We start from the raw sequence: 15,761 nt of genomic DNA, 5'->3' as shown, positions 1-15,761 counted from the left end.
GGGGATAACAGGCTCTGTGGAGCCGGACAAACGCAAAGCGGGTGTTTGGCTGCGCAGAGCGCACAAGGGGTTTGGGGAGTGTAGCGCCCCATCGCGGACGAAGTACGCAACGCCCCCGGCAGGGCGCACAGCACCGGCAACGGTGTATAAGTGCGCCCTTGTAAACAAGGGACTTACGGCTTGTCCCCGGATTTCGGCAGTTTTGCGGCCAGTTCTGCCGCCCCCGGAAGATGGGACAGGGCAATCAGGAACGCTTTGACCTCTACGCCGGGAAGGTCGGGGGCCAGAGGGAAAATGCCCTCCAAAACGGCCCCACGCTCAATCAGGCGGCGGGTGCGGGCCTTGCGTTCCTCGTTGCGCTGCTTGTTCTCCAAAATCTTCTTTCGGCTTTCAAGCTGCCGAATCTCCTTCAGGACTTTCTCCCGTTCTTCTTTTTGGGGGCGGGCTGTAATTTTTTCGTTCATGTCAGGCACCTCTTTTCTTTGAAAATACTCATAGATTGACCGTCCATTTCTGTCGAGCAAAGTACCGGCGTAGCCTCCGCAGTGCGGCATGGATGGATTTTCCCGCCTGTGATGGCGTGATACCCTCCATTGCGGCAATATCTTTCACTTTCATACCCAGCATATAGCGGGCGTGAACACGGCGAGCCTGCATAGGCGGCAGGGAGGAAATGGCTTCGTACAATCGCCGTATCAATTCTTCGTATTCGGCTAATTCTTCTTTTTCTATCAGGTAGTCCTCCGGCGATGGCTGCGCCCAGCCGATGGCGGCATTTTCGATTCCATCGTTACAATCGAGGGAATAAAACGCCTTATACCGGAACATCTTGCGATCTCTGGCGGCCTCGGCTCTCTTGTCCAGAAGAAACGCTTCGACGATCTCATCGGACACCTCCACAAAAATGTCCTCTTTGCAAAATGGATAATATTGTTTGAGATTGATGGTCTGCATAGGCACGCCCTCACTCTGTTTGAAAAAGGCCATCATAAAAGCGGCGCATATTCCGCAGCCCCCGGCGGATGGCAACGCTGACCTTGCTGCTGTGGACACCCTCTATCCGAGAGATTTCCGGCTGCTTGATACCGGCAATGTAGTAGGCGTGAACACGGCGGGCCTGTGTCGGAGTGGCATGAGCCAGAGCCACCGGCAGAGCTGCAATCAGGTATAGGCGGGTGGTCTTTTCTTCTCGTTCCAGCAAAATATCTTCCGGCGATCTGCTGTGTTCCAGTGCGTAATTTTCCAGCCAGCTGTATGCGTCCAGAGAGTAGTAGGCGCGGTGGTAGACTTTCCGGCGCTCATAATTCTCCATCTCCCGCTGGGCCTGATACATCGCTGCCCATACCTTGTCTGTAACATCCACAAACTCGTCATGCCGGTAGTGGGGATACATCCACCGCAGATTGATTGTTTTCATAGGCTTACCTCCTGAAAATCGGAGAGGCGGGCAGCTTGTCCGCTGTCCGCCCCTCGCTGAGATAAGGGAAATAATCCCTTTCACTTGGTAGCCCGAAAACAGGTCATTCGTTAAGCCTGTTCTCAGAGAAATTTATAAATTTTTTTCTGACCGCCTCCACACTTTGATAAACAGCCACTTTGGAGCAGCCGCACAGCACACCGATCTCTGCAAGGCTCAGCCCGTCAAGCGCATAGAGCAGGAACCGGCGGCGCTGGGCCTCGGTACAGGTGTCCAGAACAGCCATCAGCTCATGCAGCGTTTCCATGCGGCAAAGGTGTTCCTCCGGCGTTTCGCCGTAGACCCCTACACCCTCGGTGGTAATGATGTACTCGTCAAACTCCCGGCCATCCCAATGCCGCCGCTGTTCATGGAAGAGGTTCTCCGTTTTATGATCGGCCCGGTCAAGAAATTCATAGACTTCCAGCGTAACCTCCACGGCCACAGCTTGTCCGTTATAATTGATGGTAACTTCCATCTGCCTTTCCTCCATTCAGATTTTTTTAGTAAATCTGAATGGGGCGGCGGGGAGCGGCACCGGGGCCAGGGTTCGGGCCATGCTGGCCCGATGTTCCGGCTCCATAGGGACAAAAAAGCGCCCGGACAGCAAAAAGCTATTCGAGCGCAAAAACTCCAATATTCACTTACAGAATGACAATTTTCGCACCGGCTACCAGACGGGGCCTGTTCGTTGACTGGGCTTTTTTTGACGGTAGTGAAATATCGTCTGAATTTGTCGGCGGTCAATGTGCTTCATGGCGGTTCCCTCCTAAAGCCGCCGTGTCAGCGTGTAGTCGTCACTCCTTTGTTGAGGGCATAAGGAACGGCGGCCTTGATGTTACTCAAAACCGCCGCAGTACCCGGAAAATCCATTATGGGCGCACGAAGCTGCCTGCCCTGCAACGGTTTTTTTCTTTCCCCGTCTTGCGGGGCAGGATCGCTTGTCTTATTTGGTTTAGGTTTGTTCCTGTTCGGCTGCCTCTTTCAGCCGTGAAAAGCTCTCATCGCTGATGATGTGTTCAATCCGGCAGGCGTCAGCCTCCGCAGTCCTGGGGTCAACGCCTGCGGCGATAAGCTGCTCGGTAAAGAAGCAGTGACGCTCGTAGATTTTTTCGGCTACCTCGCGGCCCACATCGGTCAGATGGAGAAAGTGATCTTCGTCCATAGTGAGAAAGCCGCCGTCCCGCAAGATAGCCACTGCATGGCACACGCTGGGCTTTGACACCTCCATGTGCCGGGCCACATCTACGGAGCGTACCATACCGCGTTTCTTTTGGAGAACAAGGATGGTTTCCAGGTAGTCCTCCCCGGACGCATGAAGTTTGTTCTTGCTGCTCATTATGCCAGCTTCCAGTTTTTAATAGATTTCTCTTTTTCCCACATAGTTTGATAAAGCGGCACGGTCTGCAACAGTTCTTCATGTTTCCCACAGCCTTGCAATATGCCGTCAGATAGGACAAGTATCTGATCTGAATTTTGGATATAGGACAAAGTGTGTGATACAAGGAACACCGTCTTGCCCTTAATCATTTCTTCTATGCCCTTCTGTATTGCTACGGCATTTTCGGCATCCAGACTGGACAGCGCCTCATCTAAAAGAATGATCGGGGAATCTTTCAAAATTGCCCTCGCAATAGCGACGCGCTGACGCTCTCCACCGGAAAGGCTTGCGCCGCCCTCGCTGATAACCGTTTGATAGCCCTGTGGGAGCTTTTCTATAAATTCGTGACAGTGAGCCTTTTTTGCCGCCTCTACCACCTGCTCGTCCGTTGCGCTCTGGTTTCCCATTCGGATATTATTCATCATGGTATCCTGAAAAAGATATACTTCCTGAAAAACGACACTCACATGACGCACCAGATCACTATGCTTTAATGTTGCCGCATCTTTCCAATTCAACAGAATCCGCCCGTTTTTCGGCGTCACGAATCCCGGAATTAAATTAAGGAGAGTGGATTTGCCGCTTCCAGAAGGACCCACCAATGCAGTGATCGTTCCGGGTTTAGCTGAAAAACTTACATGACTAACTGCGTCACGCTTTCCATCATAGCTAAACGATACATTTTCAAACCGTACATCGGCTTGTGTATCTGCAAACTGTGTAGTTCCCTGTTTTTCATTTTCGGTCGGCAGGTTGTTGATTTCTGCTATATTATCCAACGATGCGTTTGCAAGATTCATCATGGCAAAGGAACCCATCAGAGCTTCCAGCGGACGGTAAAAAATAATACCCATGATTGCAAAAAACAAATAGGTTGCCGGGGCTAATGAACCAGAACGAACCATTGCAATGCCAACACCCAAACTCAAAAACAGGCCCAGATTCAGGCAGATTTTATAACCCATGCTCCAATTCGTCAGCGTCGCTTCATAACGGTCAGAAGCCGTGCAATATCCGTTCACCTGCTTCTCCACGAGCTTACCGGATTGCTCCAGCCGGTATGCCTTGATCGTTTCCATGCCCTGTACATATTCCAGCGTGGAATCAATCATTGCCACCTGCGTATTTTTCTTCTGCTCTCCCAGTTGAACCATGCTCTTTTGAAACTGCTGGTAGAGGATATAGCCGGGGATGATCCCCGCAAACAGAAGAAGCGCCATACGCCAGTCCACACTAAGCAGCATCAGAGCAAATACAACCGTCATGATCATGCTGGAAACGAAACCGGCAATAATCTCCATGATATTCATTTCCACGAAACTTAAATCAGTTGTAAACAAAGATGTAAGCTGGCTGATCTTGTCTTTTGTAAAGTAGTAGAGCGGAAACTGTTTGATTTTCGCCGCAATCGAAAGACGTTCATCCCGCATCATGGCATAAGATACCGGGCGCTGTTTTGCAATCGTAAAGTAATAAAAAACAAAATGCAGGACAGTATAGACCAGAAACATAAGGCTATACTGCATCAGTTTTTCCTTTGTAAACGAGCCGCCCAAAATATCTTTTATCGCAAGGAACAGCATGAAATATATCGCGCCCTCACAAATTGAGGTCAACGCCTGAAACAGCCACGCAAGATAAAGCTGCTTTTTGCGCTCGCCTGCAAGGTCTAAGAATTTCCTTATCATAGCAATCATGCGTTTACACCTCCCATTTTCCATTGATCGGATTGTTCAAAGGCCGCCCACATATCCTGATACGGGGAGCAACGGTTTATCAATTCATCATGTGTGCCGCAGTCAATCACTTTGCCCTGTTCCAGAACCACAATCGAATCAGCTTCCTTGATACTGGAAAGACGGTGCGCTATTACAAGTACGGTTTTTCCCTCTGATAATTTAGCTAGCGCCTTTTGCAGTAAATCTTCATTGTCGGCATCAATGTAAGCCGTTGCCTCGTCAAGAATCACGACCGGCGCATTTTTCAGAATCGCCCTTGCCAATGTGATTCTCTGTTTTTCACCGCCGCTCAACTTGGTTTCCTTGTCTATCACTGTGTCATAGCCCTTTGGAAGCCGCATAATAAAGTCGTGACATACGGCATCCTTGGCTGCCTGCATCATTTCTTCCTCCGTGGCCTCTGGGTTTCCCATCATAATGTTATCCCGGATGCTCTTTTTGAACAGGAACGTATTCTGGGTCACAAAGGAAATCTGGGACATCAGATCGGATAGCGGAATCTGGTTCAGCGGTACGCCGCCCATACAAATCTGTCCCTCGGTTATATCCCAAAACCGGCAGATCAGGCTGGCCGCTGTACTTTTGCCGCTGCCGGAAACACCGGCGAGCGCCGTTACTTTTCCGTCAGGAACAGTAAATGAGACATCTTTTAATACCGGCTGTTCTTCCCCATAGGAAAATGTAACGTGTTCAAACGCAATCGTGTGGTCGGCAAGTTCTGCCTTTGAGGTCGTATCCGCCATTTCATCCAGCTTCAGAATTTCGTCTATCTTTTTTGCAACAGAGGCGTTCATGCCGATATAATCAAAGTTATTAGAAACAGTTTCCAACGGAATCAGCATGGCAAGCCCCATAAACAGATACATAATATAGCTGGCCGCTGTCACGCTGCCGGAGAGGTACATCAAACCGGCAAGCGGAAACAGGAACACAAGGTTGCTGTTTAAGTCGGTATGATTGAAAGCAACATATTTCAAGCAGCTTTGGAACCACTCTGTTACAACGGTGCTGTAAGTGCGGATGCTTTCTGACAGGCGGCCATAAGTGGATTCGTCGGCAGCAAATATCTTCAGTTCTTTCATACCGTTGACATATTCCACCGTCTTAACGCTGACATCGGCAAACGCCTGATTAAATTCGTCCATTTTTTTCATCTGAACGATAATCATAAGAATACCGACAAGAATAAACAGAACGACCGGAATCAGCATGATACCGGCTACCCTGATGTCCAATATCACCAGCAGGATTTCCATACACAGCGGTACAGCGAGGCCGGAAATAATCTCTGGAATGTTATGGGCGTAAAATGTCTCCAACTGTTCCATATTGTCCATAATGATCGTTTTGACCTGCCCGGATGCCGTTGTTTTCACATAGCCCATTGGTAAGCGGGCAATTTTACGGAACAGCTTTTTACGGGTTTCCCCCAATGTCTGGTAGGCTACCTTGTGAGAGATTTTTGTGCCGGTTCCAAACAGCAGATGTTTCAAAATGATTGCTGCGGCAATCAGGCACACATATTGAAAAAGGTTCTCTGTCCGTTCATCCAGGAAACAGGTCACAATACCCCAAACGCCTAAATAGGGCAGGATGCCGCACAAAACAGACAGGACGCAACAGATCACCGCACCAATCAGGCGGCGCTTATTTCTCTTATCAATTAGTCCAAACAGGGCTTTTACATCACTCATTACAATTCATCTCCTCCTTGCGGAATAGTGAAATTCCAAAATCTGTCCGATACTCCATTTTGCCAACCAGGTATAGCAATAGTTCCATGACTTTAATACGCATAAGGTAATTGCGGTACTGTTCCGGCAGCAAGAGCAGTTCGGTAAAAATATGCTCCACACTTTTTGTTGCGGGTGCTATAAAGCATCCGCCCGCTGTAAAAAGTCCTTGAAAATCCATGTCCTCGTCAAACGCGATTGTCCCCAGCATGATATTCAGGCTGTTTATGATCTGCGGCAGATAAGCCACCACTGAAACACCAACAAAAGGTTCTTCTCCAAAATCACAGCTTTTCAGGTGGCTTGCACCATTGAAAACAGAAATATAATGGTCGCTCATAATCATCTCCGGCTGGTCGCTGAACAGCATATTCACTCGCCCATGAAAGCAATAGGTGACTTCAATAAAACGATCTATACATTGGATATTTTTTTGAATTGGAGTTGTGATATGAACATTGCTATAAACAATTTCAGCACCAGGCATCACTTCAAAGCTCTGCATGGTGCCTTTCCCAAATTTGGGAGAAATTGTATATATCTTTGAATCCTTTTCAACGGAACAGTTACCAATCAGCTCATGGAAGAACAGGAGGTCATTTTCCATTCTCCTCAAGGTTCTGCCTCCTTTCTGACCGCAAGAAAAAATCATGTAGTCGATGCAGATTGTCGGGGGAAAGTGGGTAATCTTCCTGCTGTTTTCCGTTATCTAAATGAATCACTCTTGTACAGGCTGCCGCTAAAAATTCGTAATCATGGGTTACAACAAAAATTACCTTTCCCATTTTGGAAAGCGTTTGAAATAACCCCGCAACCTGAATCATGCTGTCATAATCAAGTCCGCTAGTTGGTTCATCAAAAATTAAAACATCCTTACGGCATACCATACTGACCGCCACGGCTGCACGCTGCTTCTGCCCCCCGGAAAGTGTATTGGGATGATGAGTACGGTACTCATAAATACCCAGCCGTTCCATTGCCTGTTTTGCTGCATCCAGATCAGGATGTTTAATTCCAAATACACATTCCTTTTCCAATGTATCGGCAAATAACTGATAGCTTACGTCCTGCATCACCATATAGGAGCGTTTTAACCGGCTCTTTGCGTTCAGTTCTTTACCATCCCAAAGAATTTGTCCCGTACAGTTTGTGTGCAGGCCGCATAGTGTTCTGGAAAATGTAGATTTCCCGGCTCCGTTATGGCCGATAATTCCTATGATTTCTCCCGGTGCCGCACTCAAATTCAAATCGTCCAGAACCAGTTTTTTCTTATAGAACAAGGATAAGTTCCTGACTTCCAAAATCGGCTTTTGAGAATTTTCAGCAAAGGCCCTTGGCTGTACCTTTGACAAATCTAAAGCGCGAAGTCCCATACTATGCCGCTGTTCTTCAGGAATAGAAAGAAACTGGCTTGGAGAAAACACAGCAGATATAGCCCCGTTTTCCATATACGCAATGCGGTCAACTAATTCCCTCAGATAATAAATCCTATGTTCTGCAATTAGAATGGTCTTGCCTTGTTTCTTTAGGAGTTCAAGTGTACGCCGCAAATCCTCAATAGCATCCATATCCAGATTGGACGATGGTTCATCTAACAAGTAAATACTCGGAGACATAGCATAGATGGACGCAAACGCCACCTTTTGTTTTTCACCGCCAGACAATTCAAATATGCTTCTCCCCGTCAGATGTGCTATATCTAAATCCGCAACTGTCTTTGAAATGCGTTCTTTCATTTTTTCCCTTGGATAAGTCAGATTTTCCATTCCAAAGGAGATTTCACTGTCTGTATCTACATTAAAAAATTGAGAGCGTGGATTTTGGAATACAGACCCCACATACTCGGACACTTCATATATGGGATAATCCTGTATATTTTTACCGTCAACATAGGTTGTTCCGGTGACTTCTCCCGGATAAAAGTATGGAATCAGGCCATTCACAAGACGGGTCAATGTGGTTTTCCCACAGCCGCTTCGCCCACACAACAGCACACACTCGCCTTTGTTGATTGTCAAATCAACATCGCGCAGTCCGCCATTTTGTAATGATTCCTGATAGGTAAAAGAAACCTTGTCAAAACGGATCATTAGCCTGCACCCCCTTTCAATTTCAGCCAGATTGACACTGACATAAACAAAGTGAACAGGATAAAGCATACGGCATCCGCAACACTAAAGTGGATTTCCTGCAAGCAGGTTCGGGGCTTCGGATTTTCCAGCCCCCTTGTAACAGCCGCCGCCGACAATTCATCCGCCACTTTCAGTGCTGACATCATCATCGGAACATAGATACATTCCACTGTTCGGGCCGGATGGGTCAGCAGACTTTTGACGGTTGGAGCTACATCGCGCATCCGCATGGCGTCGCTGATATAGCCCCAATCCTCATGCACCATAGGAAAATAGCGGAGCATGACCGTCAGAGGAATAACCATTGCTTTTGGCATATGAATACGGTTCATGGCCGCCATAAATTCATTTACCCTTGTCGTGCTGACTAAAATACCTCCGAGCATGGCACAAGGAAAGATTTTACGGATAAATACGGTAAATGTTACAATCGCAATCTGCAAAGTCCCTGTCAAATAATTTGTTCCAATGATATGCAGAACAACCATTCCCGCATAGACAGCAGCCATTCTTACCGTAAACCGCTTTGCTCCTACAAGGATGCCGAGAATCACAACGCATACAACCAGCGCAATCTCATAGAGTAAAGAGGGCGCAAGGAACAACGCAACATTTCCGACGATCAACAGATATAGTTTTGTGCGAGGGTCTAAATGTAATGTGGCAAGTGTGTCTTTTGTTTGCAGTTGCATCTCCATTACACTACTCCGGCCTTTTCAAAATGCTTTTTCAATAGTTTCTGGCCTACAAGACCGCTGATAGCAGCACAGATCAACACGCCGATAATCATTGCCGGGAGCATCCAGTTTTGCGCGGTTGAAACCATTGTGTCCATATAGGTCTGTTCTGTTCCCTTTTCTACCAAATATTGCACATAGGCGTCGCGGTCAAACCAAAGCATACCGTAGGAGAAAACTGGGCTGAGAACAAAAATCATGTAGGACAACAGGTTACGCCCTTTGTTTCTAAAGTTCCCGGAACCGGCCAGCAGATCGGCCACAACGCCGAGAATACAATATGCCAAACACATAGACCAGTACATACCGAGTACGAACAGTACACCTCCTACCAAAATACCGGTGACAATGATTGGGCCATGCTTCGGCACCTTCGCCAGTATCAGCATATAAACCGGGCCGCACAGCAGCGCAATAGACAGCGGGCAAAGGAAAGTCAGTACAGGGAAGAACCCAAAGATAGCCTCGCCAATCATGGCGCATACCATGTACAAAGCAGCAAGGATGCCGGTGGTAATCAAATCACGCACAGACAGCCCTTTTTTCATTTGTTGTGAATTAGACATTTTCAACGTCCTCCTATTTATTATTTGCTGGCAGAAGCCTCATTGACCTACGCACAAAATCGTGATAGAATTGCTGTGATTAGAGTCAGCTAACCAGCCAGTAATGTCATTCTACTCAGTGATTTTTTGGGTGTCAAATCCGGCAAAAAAGGTCAAAACAGGAGTTAAAAGTGGAAAAACAACCGGATATATCAGTGCTTTTTGTGGTTTTGCTGACAGCCTTTGCGACATTTTGGAGCATAAAAAAAGATACTGCGGATTATTCCGACTACATAAGAAACGGGGGTGAGCAGGATGCAGACCGATTCTACACAGGCCGCGCACGAATTAGGGGATGCTTCTTTTTATCTGCATGATTATCATTTTCGACAGGATAATCATAATGGAATCTGCACCTTGCAGCCGCAAAACAGACAAGGCTATGGAAATATCTATCAGGTTCAACCGACAGATGGATTATTCCTGTCAACCGGAAGCTGGATACCATACGCCTCAATGGAACGCAAATATGAGATCAATCAAAAGCTGGTGAAAATTTATTATTTGGAATCCGGCGGTGTTACCCTGATCCAGAATGGGCGGAAAGCCCAACCTATCACAGAGGGAATCCACCTTTATCTAAATAAGCCGTCACAGGGGCGAGTATTATATCAACCCAATATACCAATCAGCTATGCGTCAGTTTTGCTGTTTGAAGATTACATAGAGAAAAATCTGCAAGACCGTTTTACCCCGGACGATTTTGACTATGCAGAGGTTTATGATTGGAAAGCTTTTGATTATAATACCCCGGAAATTGGAACCCTGTTTTTGCAGATACGGGATAAACTGATTGCTGGCGAAACCTCCCGTCTTTACTACGAAAGCAAAGTAGGTGAACTGCTTTCTATTGTGGCAGGCAACTTTCATAAACAGCGACAGGAGATAGCATCTAAACACCAGTCTCTTTCCAAACAAGAGAAAAAGGCGCTGGAATCTGTACGTCTGGCTATTGAACAGAATATTTTAAACCCACCAGAACTCTCGCAGCTTTGCAAAATAGCAGCAATGGGGCAGACCAAACTTCGAGAATCATTCAAAGCCATGTATGGTGTTCCTATTGGGGCTTATATCCGACAGGCAAAAATGCGGTATGCGCTTTTATTGATGTCAAAACCGAATTTGACAATCGGCAATATTGCAGAGCATTTGGGCTATGCCAATGCAAGTAAATTTGCGGCCACTTTCCGTAAAGTTTATGGAAAATCCCCAGAAGAATATAGGAATCAAAAAAGATGAAGTCAGTCTATTTACACTAACTTCGTCTTTTTGATTATATTGTAATTTATTGTTAGGGAATCAGTCGTTAATCAATTCTGCTAATATGATTTCTTCTGCCTGCGCTTTCAGCGTGTTCATCAGCCCCATCCAGCGCATAGGGTCACAGGCTTTCAGTTCCTCCGTGACACCCGCAACTTCCATCATGTGAGGCAACATGGTTTCCACACGCCCCTGTGCTGTCCGCTCAATCTCTAACAGGTGTGGATACAGCTTCTCGCTCATCAGCAGATGGTTGTAGAGAATGGGGCGATGTTCCTTTAGGTAGGATTTTCGCATTCTGCCGTACTTGCCGATAGAAGTTTCCGGCTGTTCAGAAAGTTTTAGGTTGGGTATATCATAATCTCCACAACGAATGTAAGTCAACTTACTCATATTCATTCTCCTTTGCTTCGTGATGATTAGACTGCTGCGCTGGCTGCTATGCTGCCTTTGCGTGGTTCTTCTTTCGGCAGCTGTCCGACAGTAGAAAAAACGCCTTTTTTCATATCCTCAGCCCGGATCAGGGCTTTCTTAGCGTCCATTTCCGCTTTTTTCTTCGCCTTGATTTTGTCCTCATACTGTTTCTGTGCGCCGCTGGCTTTCCGCTTCAAATAATTCTGATGAAGCCTGTCCTTGCGTTCTTCTTTTTTCTGCAGTTCTTCCTGTTCCTCCGGGGTTAAAGGAACCGGCTGTAAGGATGGTGGGATATAGCGTCCTAAAAAATTGAAGTAGATTTCAATTTCCTGCGTGGTGTCCTGGCTGCCTTTTCGGGCGCGTTCGTGGACAAGGATTTTCTCTACAAACTCGTTGAGCATGGTGTTTGTCAGCGTGTCAAAATTCTCATACTTATCAATCAGGGCTATAAATTTCTCTGCGGATTTCTGGCTCTGCTCATAGCCGGTAACAGCCTTTTCCAGCTCCGCAATTTCAATCTCAAGTGCGTCCTGCTCTTTGGCATACTGTGCATCAAGCGCCCTATATCGTGCATCCGACAGCTTGCCGAGGGCATTGTCCTCATAGATTTTGCAAATCAGTTTTTCCAGTTCTCCGGTTCTCTTTTGAGCAGCAGCCAGACGCCTGCGCTTTTTCGATATATCGGCACTCTGTTGAGCAACCTGCGTTTCCTGAACGGTGTGAATAAATTCCGTCCGGTCATTTCTGGAATATTCAGCGATAGCCCGGAGCGTGTCAGAAACCAATGTCAGAACAGCACTCTCATTGATACGGTGTTGTGTAGGGCATAGTGTCCCACACGGAACTTTGGTATAATTGGAACAGGTATATTGAGAAATCCGCCTGCCATTGTTGATGCGGTGGACATACATCTTGCCGCCACAATCGGCACAATAGAGCAAACCTGTGAGGGGAGCCGCTTCGCCCCAGCCGTTTGGATAACGCCGTACATTGCTGCGGATTTTCTGCGCCAAATCAAAGGTCTGCTGGTCGATAATGGCTTCATGGGTATTCTCAAAGATCGTCCATTCATCCTCAGAAACATAGTGGCTTTTCTTGTCCTTAAAGTGCTTGCGGGTCTTGAAATTGATGGTATGCCCTAAATACTCTCGTTTTTTCAAAATGTTCACGATGGTAGATGATCCCCATCCATAGGGGTCTTTGACCGGCTTTGAACGGTTCACACCTTCGTTGAATCGGGCAAGGTGTACGACAGGAATTTCAATCCGGTCTGCGGACAACTTGCAAGCGATCTGATAAGGCCCATATCCCTCCAGCGTGAGGGAAAAGATACGGCGTACCACTTCGGTGGCTTCCTCATCTACCAGCCAATGTTCCCGCTTTTCATCCCACAAGTAGCCGTAAATCACGGTGCCTGTCAGGTGCTTACCGCTCATGCCTTTTGACTTAAACACAGATCGGATTTTCCGGCTGGTGTCGCGGGCGTAAAACTCATTCATGATATTGCGGAAGGGCGTAAAATCATCGTCGCCTTTCAGACTGTCCACGCCATCGTTGATGGCAATTAACCGTACGCCGCGCTGCCGCAAAATCTCCATGACCTGGCCGACTTTCAGATAGTCACGCCCTAACCGGCTCATGTCCTTGATGACGATTGCCTCTACACGCCCTGCCTCCACTTCCTCCATCATCGCCAAAAATCCGGGGCGGTCAAAACGGGTGCCTGAGATACCATCATCGGTAAAGTGCGTAGGGTTGGGCAGCCCATTCCGGCGGGCAAAATCCTCTAACATCTGCTTTTGGTTGGATATGGAATTGCTCTCGCCCTGTAACTCATCGTCCCGGCTCAGGCGCTCGTACAGTGGGGTAATTTTTTCATTTCTCATGGCTGTACCTCCTGATACAAAAATGCTCTAAGTAATTGCTTCACTAACCATGACAAAATCATGATTAAGAAGTCACTTAGAGCATATATCACCGGCGGCCAGCTTGTATTTTTTATACTGCCGGAGGGCAAAGTGATCCGGGTCTTTCTGCTCCAGTGCGTCAAACAGCAAATCTACTGCGTTTTTGAAAGTCTCGTCATCCTCCCGGACTTCCATAGCGTTTATCATTTCCACCAGCGTAGAAAAGTTCTGCTCATTGGAGGGCGCTTCATAATAGATGTAGCCGATCAGCGCCGTATAGAGCAGCGTTTCGGCCTTGACCCAGAAGTCGTCTCCCGATTTTCCTTCGCCTTTCGTGTTGGCGATCAGCACCGTTACCAGTTTGAGAATGTCCTTCTCATTGTGGATATACGCAAAAGGGTTATAGTGCATACTCTTTGAAAAATTGATGGTGTTGAATACCTTGATTTTATACGGCTCATACACGATCTTCCCATTCTTGCCCCGGACCGGCTTTCCGTCTTTATCCAGCTTCGGTGTGCCCCGGCTTAACAGCTTTCCAACCTCAATTAAGACTGTGCCCTTCGGATCGGTAACGACATAGGAGCTGTGCATCTGCATGAGATTGGGCTTGATAAAAAATCTTGTTTTGCCGGAACCGGAACCGCCCACCACCAGCACATTTTTATTCCGGGCATTGGCCGGGTTCTTCGGCCTGCCGGACATCATAAGCCCCTCGCTCTGCGTCAGAATGATGTTATTTTCCGGCTTCGGGTCCATAAACGGTGCAATATCCGTTTTGCTGCCCCAGCGGGCAGAACCGTATTCCACATTTTTGCGGTACTTTTTGGCGTCCTTTCCTTTGAGATAGACCGCCAGTCGCACAATGACCGCACCGCAAAGACCCACCAGCCAGTCCAGTGCCGCACCGGGCCACATGCTCTGAAAGGCATAAGTGAAGCCTTCACTTAACCCCAGCAGCTTTTGGGAAGCATCCGCTCCGGGAGCCAGCCGCACCGCCTGGCCCAGCTTCGCGAATACCAAAAGGAACAGAAGGTAAGGCAGGTGGAGGATCACCTGTTTTTTCAGGGTGTCGGTATCTATCTTCAACGCTCTGGTCCTCCATGCTCCTTATTCTTTACCTTGTCACGGCTAAGCGCCTGTGCCAGCTCTTTGAATTTGGCAAGCTGGGAAAGCAGCGACGGCCTGGTGCTGCGGGCAAGGTCTTTTCTTGTATATTCCTTAAATGCCGCAGTCAGGGCATCCGCCTGGTTTGCCTTGAAATACACCGTCCATTTGGGCGGGTCCGTACCGGGGTCCTTTTCAATGTGATAACGGACCTCATGCTTTTTGGCGATCCGTTCAAAAGAGCGAATCCGCCCGGTCACTTCAATGGTACTGGCGCCGGGGTCCCTGGCGGTCAGCCGCTTCATGCTGTTACGGCCCACCTTTGGGGTATTGCGGTTCTGCTCCATCTTTTGAAGCGCGGCGGCAATGGCCGCTTTCAGCACCCGCCCGGACAGCTTTGTTGCCTGGACCGTGACCGACATGGTTCTTTGTTCAATATCTTCCTGCACCTGCATCCTCCTTCCTGAAAAAATGTAGTCTGTTCATTACCGTGCCTCACTTAGCACCTGCTGGCGCGGGGCGTGTTCATGGGCTTTTGCCGCCTGTTCGATCTGAATACGGGCGTGCCGAAGGAGCGTCTTAATCATGGAAGCCGGCTCTTTCACTTCCGCAAGATGCTCCGTCATGCCTTTGCACTCGTCCGGCAGATAATCCGCCATTGCTTTACAGGCATCTTCCAGACTGCCGATGAATCCCCAGCAGCTATCCGAAAGCTCACCGTTTTTATACAGCTCAAAGCCATAGCACTCACCCCGGAGATAGGCGTCATACTCGGCAACCTCGCCCCGCAGCAAATCCTCAGCCTTTTTTCGGAGGGCGCCGGTCATTTTCTCCCCGCCGAATTCTTTCAGCGCATCCTCCTTGGAAACATACACCCAACCTACCTGCCCGCTGTCCCAGGGATCGTGAAAGCTGGTCGTCTGCATGGCAAGGCCGCTGTGATCCAGAAGATACAGGGGCATCACAATGTATTTTTCAGAGATCACCCGGAGCATGGTATCATCCACGGCGCGGGGATCGGGGTGGTCGCCGGTCATTTTCCGGCTCCAGACCATATTTACCATGCGCTCATAGCGTTCCATGCCGCGCTCATTGTTGCCAACGGTGTTTAAGTACATTTCCCGCAGAAAATCATCCTTGTCAACATAGTTATGGTGATCGCCCAGGGCATAGCGGGGGTGAAAGCATACCATTGTCCCGAAGTTGTCACCCACCTCACGGGGACTAATCAGCATATCGTCCGGCTGCACCATTAAGGCATAGGGTTCCTGTTCTGCCATCAGCATAAGT

General features: G+C 48.1%; 16 protein-coding genes and 1 pseudogene. 1 reads left to right on the top strand and 16 read right to left on the bottom strand.

Annotated elements, in window-relative coordinates; genetic code table 11:
* Positions 1 to 173: 173 nt before the first annotated feature.
* The 11 genes from E0E29_RS05580 to E0E29_RS05530 all read right to left on the bottom strand — a co-directional run bounded on the left by E0E29_RS05580 (position 174) and on the right by E0E29_RS05530 (position 9,744).
* Positions 174 to 464: a DUF3847 domain-containing protein gene (locus tag E0E29_RS05580; RefSeq protein ID WP_050617388.1), complete on the bottom strand. Its 291-nt coding sequence runs from the start codon at positions 462 to 464 to the stop codon at positions 174 to 176.
* A 28-nt stretch (positions 465 to 492) separates the two neighbouring features.
* The gene (locus E0E29_RS05575; RefSeq protein ID WP_009296689.1) at positions 493 to 954 is read right to left on the bottom strand and encodes an RNA polymerase sigma factor; all 462 of its coding nucleotides are present in this window, start codon (positions 952 to 954) and stop codon (positions 493 to 495) included.
* A gap of 10 nt (positions 955 to 964) precedes the next feature.
* A complete protein-coding gene (locus E0E29_RS05570; RefSeq protein ID WP_050617387.1) occupies positions 965 to 1,417 on the bottom strand; it encodes an RNA polymerase subunit sigma-24 in 453 nt (150 codons plus the stop codon).
* A gap of 103 nt (positions 1,418 to 1,520) precedes the next feature.
* A complete protein-coding gene (locus E0E29_RS05565; RefSeq protein WP_050617386.1) occupies positions 1,521 to 1,934 on the bottom strand; it encodes an RNA polymerase sigma factor in 414 nt (137 codons plus the stop codon).
* 477 nt (positions 1,935 to 2,411) lie between these two features.
* Entirely contained in the window at positions 2,412 to 2,795 is a 384-nt protein-coding gene (locus E0E29_RS05560) for a metal-dependent transcriptional regulator (protein WP_024724761.1), read from the bottom strand.
* A complete protein-coding gene (locus E0E29_RS05555) occupies positions 2,795 to 4,534 on the bottom strand; it encodes an ABC transporter ATP-binding protein (RefSeq protein WP_024724762.1) in 1,740 nt (579 codons plus the stop codon). The genes E0E29_RS05560 and E0E29_RS05555 overlap by 1 nt, the downstream gene beginning before the upstream one ends.
* Positions 4,531 to 6,270, bottom strand: coding sequence for an ABC transporter ATP-binding protein (locus E0E29_RS05550; protein WP_050004281.1), 1,740 nt, complete (start codon positions 6,268 to 6,270; stop codon positions 4,531 to 4,533). The genes E0E29_RS05555 and E0E29_RS05550 overlap by 4 nt, the downstream gene beginning before the upstream one ends.
* On the bottom strand, positions 6,263 to 6,925 hold the full coding sequence (locus E0E29_RS05545; protein WP_059004508.1) for a hypothetical protein: 663 nt from the start codon (positions 6,923 to 6,925) through the stop codon (positions 6,263 to 6,265). The genes E0E29_RS05550 and E0E29_RS05545 overlap by 8 nt, the downstream gene beginning before the upstream one ends.
* Entirely contained in the window at positions 6,906 to 8,399 is a 1,494-nt protein-coding gene (locus E0E29_RS05540; RefSeq protein WP_050004279.1) for an ABC transporter ATP-binding protein, read from the bottom strand. Before E0E29_RS05540 ends, E0E29_RS05545 begins: the two co-directional genes overlap by 20 nt.
* Complete coding sequence (locus E0E29_RS05535) at positions 8,399 to 9,139, bottom strand: energy-coupling factor transporter transmembrane component T (RefSeq protein WP_050004278.1); 741 nt, start codon at positions 9,137 to 9,139, stop codon at positions 8,399 to 8,401. Before E0E29_RS05535 ends, E0E29_RS05540 begins: the two co-directional genes overlap by 1 nt.
* Positions 9,139 to 9,744 (bottom strand): MptD family putative ECF transporter S component, encoded by a 606-nt coding sequence (locus tag E0E29_RS05530; RefSeq protein ID WP_015533385.1) that lies wholly within the window; start codon positions 9,742 to 9,744, stop codon positions 9,139 to 9,141. Before E0E29_RS05530 ends, E0E29_RS05535 begins: the two co-directional genes overlap by 1 nt.
* Before the next feature lie 294 nt (positions 9,745 to 10,038).
* On the opposite strand from E0E29_RS05530, the gene E0E29_RS05525 reads away from it, so the two are divergent.
* Entirely contained in the window at positions 10,039 to 11,022 is a 984-nt protein-coding gene (locus E0E29_RS05525) for a helix-turn-helix transcriptional regulator (RefSeq protein WP_050004277.1), read from the top strand.
* A 60-nt stretch (positions 11,023 to 11,082) separates the two neighbouring features.
* Here E0E29_RS05525 and E0E29_RS05520 read toward each other — a convergent pair whose 3' ends face one another.
* From E0E29_RS05520 to E0E29_RS05500, 5 genes and pseudogenes are all read right to left on the bottom strand, one after another.
* Positions 11,083 to 11,436, bottom strand: a complete 354-nt coding sequence (locus tag E0E29_RS05520) for a TnpV protein (RefSeq protein ID WP_024724768.1) — start codon at positions 11,434 to 11,436, stop codon at positions 11,083 to 11,085.
* Positions 11,437 to 11,462: 26 nt separating this feature from the next.
* The gene (locus E0E29_RS05515) at positions 11,463 to 13,343 is read right to left on the bottom strand and encodes a recombinase family protein (RefSeq protein WP_050617384.1); all 1,881 of its coding nucleotides are present in this window, start codon (positions 13,341 to 13,343) and stop codon (positions 11,463 to 11,465) included.
* Between the two features lie 90 nt (positions 13,344 to 13,433).
* Positions 13,434 to 14,453 (bottom strand): annotated as a pseudogene (locus tag E0E29_RS05510) (type IV secretory system conjugative DNA transfer family protein); the annotation flags it as partial.
* Positions 14,450 to 14,926 (bottom strand): PcfB family protein, encoded by a 477-nt coding sequence (locus E0E29_RS05505; RefSeq protein WP_341273098.1) that lies wholly within the window; start codon positions 14,924 to 14,926, stop codon positions 14,450 to 14,452. The pseudogene E0E29_RS05510 and the gene E0E29_RS05505, both read right to left, overlap by 4 nt.
* Before the next feature lie 30 nt (positions 14,927 to 14,956).
* Positions 14,957 to 15,757, bottom strand: coding sequence for a hypothetical protein (locus tag E0E29_RS05500; protein WP_130848975.1), 801 nt, complete (start codon positions 15,755 to 15,757; stop codon positions 14,957 to 14,959).
* Positions 15,758 to 15,761: the final 4 nt, after the last annotated feature.

Origin of the sequence: Intestinimonas timonensis, from assembly GCF_900626145.1 — a bacterium.
Lineage (GTDB): Bacteria > Bacillota > Clostridia > Oscillospirales > Oscillospiraceae > Intestinimonas > Intestinimonas aquisgranensis.
Note: the sequence above shows the minus strand (reverse complement) of the source record. Positions and strands in the feature narration are given on the sequence as shown.

What these genes read in the sequence shown, in the direction of transcription:
- E0E29_RS05580 (WP_050617388.1), bottom strand. Translation starts at nt 464, where the DNA reads ATGAACGAAAAAATTACAGCCCGCCCCCAAAAAGAAGAACGGGAGAAA.
- E0E29_RS05575 (WP_009296689.1), bottom strand. Translation starts at nt 954, where the DNA reads ATGCAGACCATCAATCTCAAACAATATTATCCATTTTGCAAAGAGGAC.
- E0E29_RS05570 (WP_050617387.1), bottom strand. Translation starts at nt 1,417, where the DNA reads ATGAAAACAATCAATCTGCGGTGGATGTATCCCCACTACCGGCATGAC.
- E0E29_RS05565 (WP_050617386.1), bottom strand. Translation starts at nt 1,934, where the DNA reads ATGGAAGTTACCATCAATTATAACGGACAAGCTGTGGCCGTGGAGGTT.
- E0E29_RS05560 (WP_024724761.1), bottom strand. Translation starts at nt 2,795, where the DNA reads ATGAGCAGCAAGAACAAACTTCATGCGTCCGGGGAGGACTACCTGGAA.
- E0E29_RS05555 (WP_024724762.1), bottom strand. Translation starts at nt 4,534, where the DNA reads ATGATTGCTATGATAAGGAAATTCTTAGACCTTGCAGGCGAGCGCAAA.
- E0E29_RS05550 (WP_050004281.1), bottom strand. Translation starts at nt 6,270, where the DNA reads ATGAGTGATGTAAAAGCCCTGTTTGGACTAATTGATAAGAGAAATAAG.
- E0E29_RS05540 (WP_050004279.1), bottom strand. Translation starts at nt 8,399, where the DNA reads ATGATCCGTTTTGACAAGGTTTCTTTTACCTATCAGGAATCATTACAA.
- E0E29_RS05535 (WP_050004278.1), bottom strand. Translation starts at nt 9,139, where the DNA reads ATGGAGATGCAACTGCAAACAAAAGACACACTTGCCACATTACATTTA.
- E0E29_RS05530 (WP_015533385.1), bottom strand. Translation starts at nt 9,744, where the DNA reads ATGTCTAATTCACAACAAATGAAAAAAGGGCTGTCTGTGCGTGATTTG.
- E0E29_RS05525 (WP_050004277.1), top strand. Translation starts at nt 10,039, where the DNA reads ATGCAGACCGATTCTACACAGGCCGCGCACGAATTAGGGGATGCTTCT.
- E0E29_RS05520 (WP_024724768.1), bottom strand. Translation starts at nt 11,436, where the DNA reads ATGAGTAAGTTGACTTACATTCGTTGTGGAGATTATGATATACCCAAC.
- E0E29_RS05515 (WP_050617384.1), bottom strand. Translation starts at nt 13,343, where the DNA reads ATGAGAAATGAAAAAATTACCCCACTGTACGAGCGCCTGAGCCGGGAC.
- E0E29_RS05505 (WP_341273098.1), bottom strand. Translation starts at nt 14,926, where the DNA reads ATGCAGGTGCAGGAAGATATTGAACAAAGAACCATGTCGGTCACGGTC.
- E0E29_RS05500 (WP_130848975.1), bottom strand. Translation starts at nt 15,757, where the DNA reads ATGCTGATGGCAGAACAGGAACCCTATGCCTTAATGGTGCAGCCGGAC.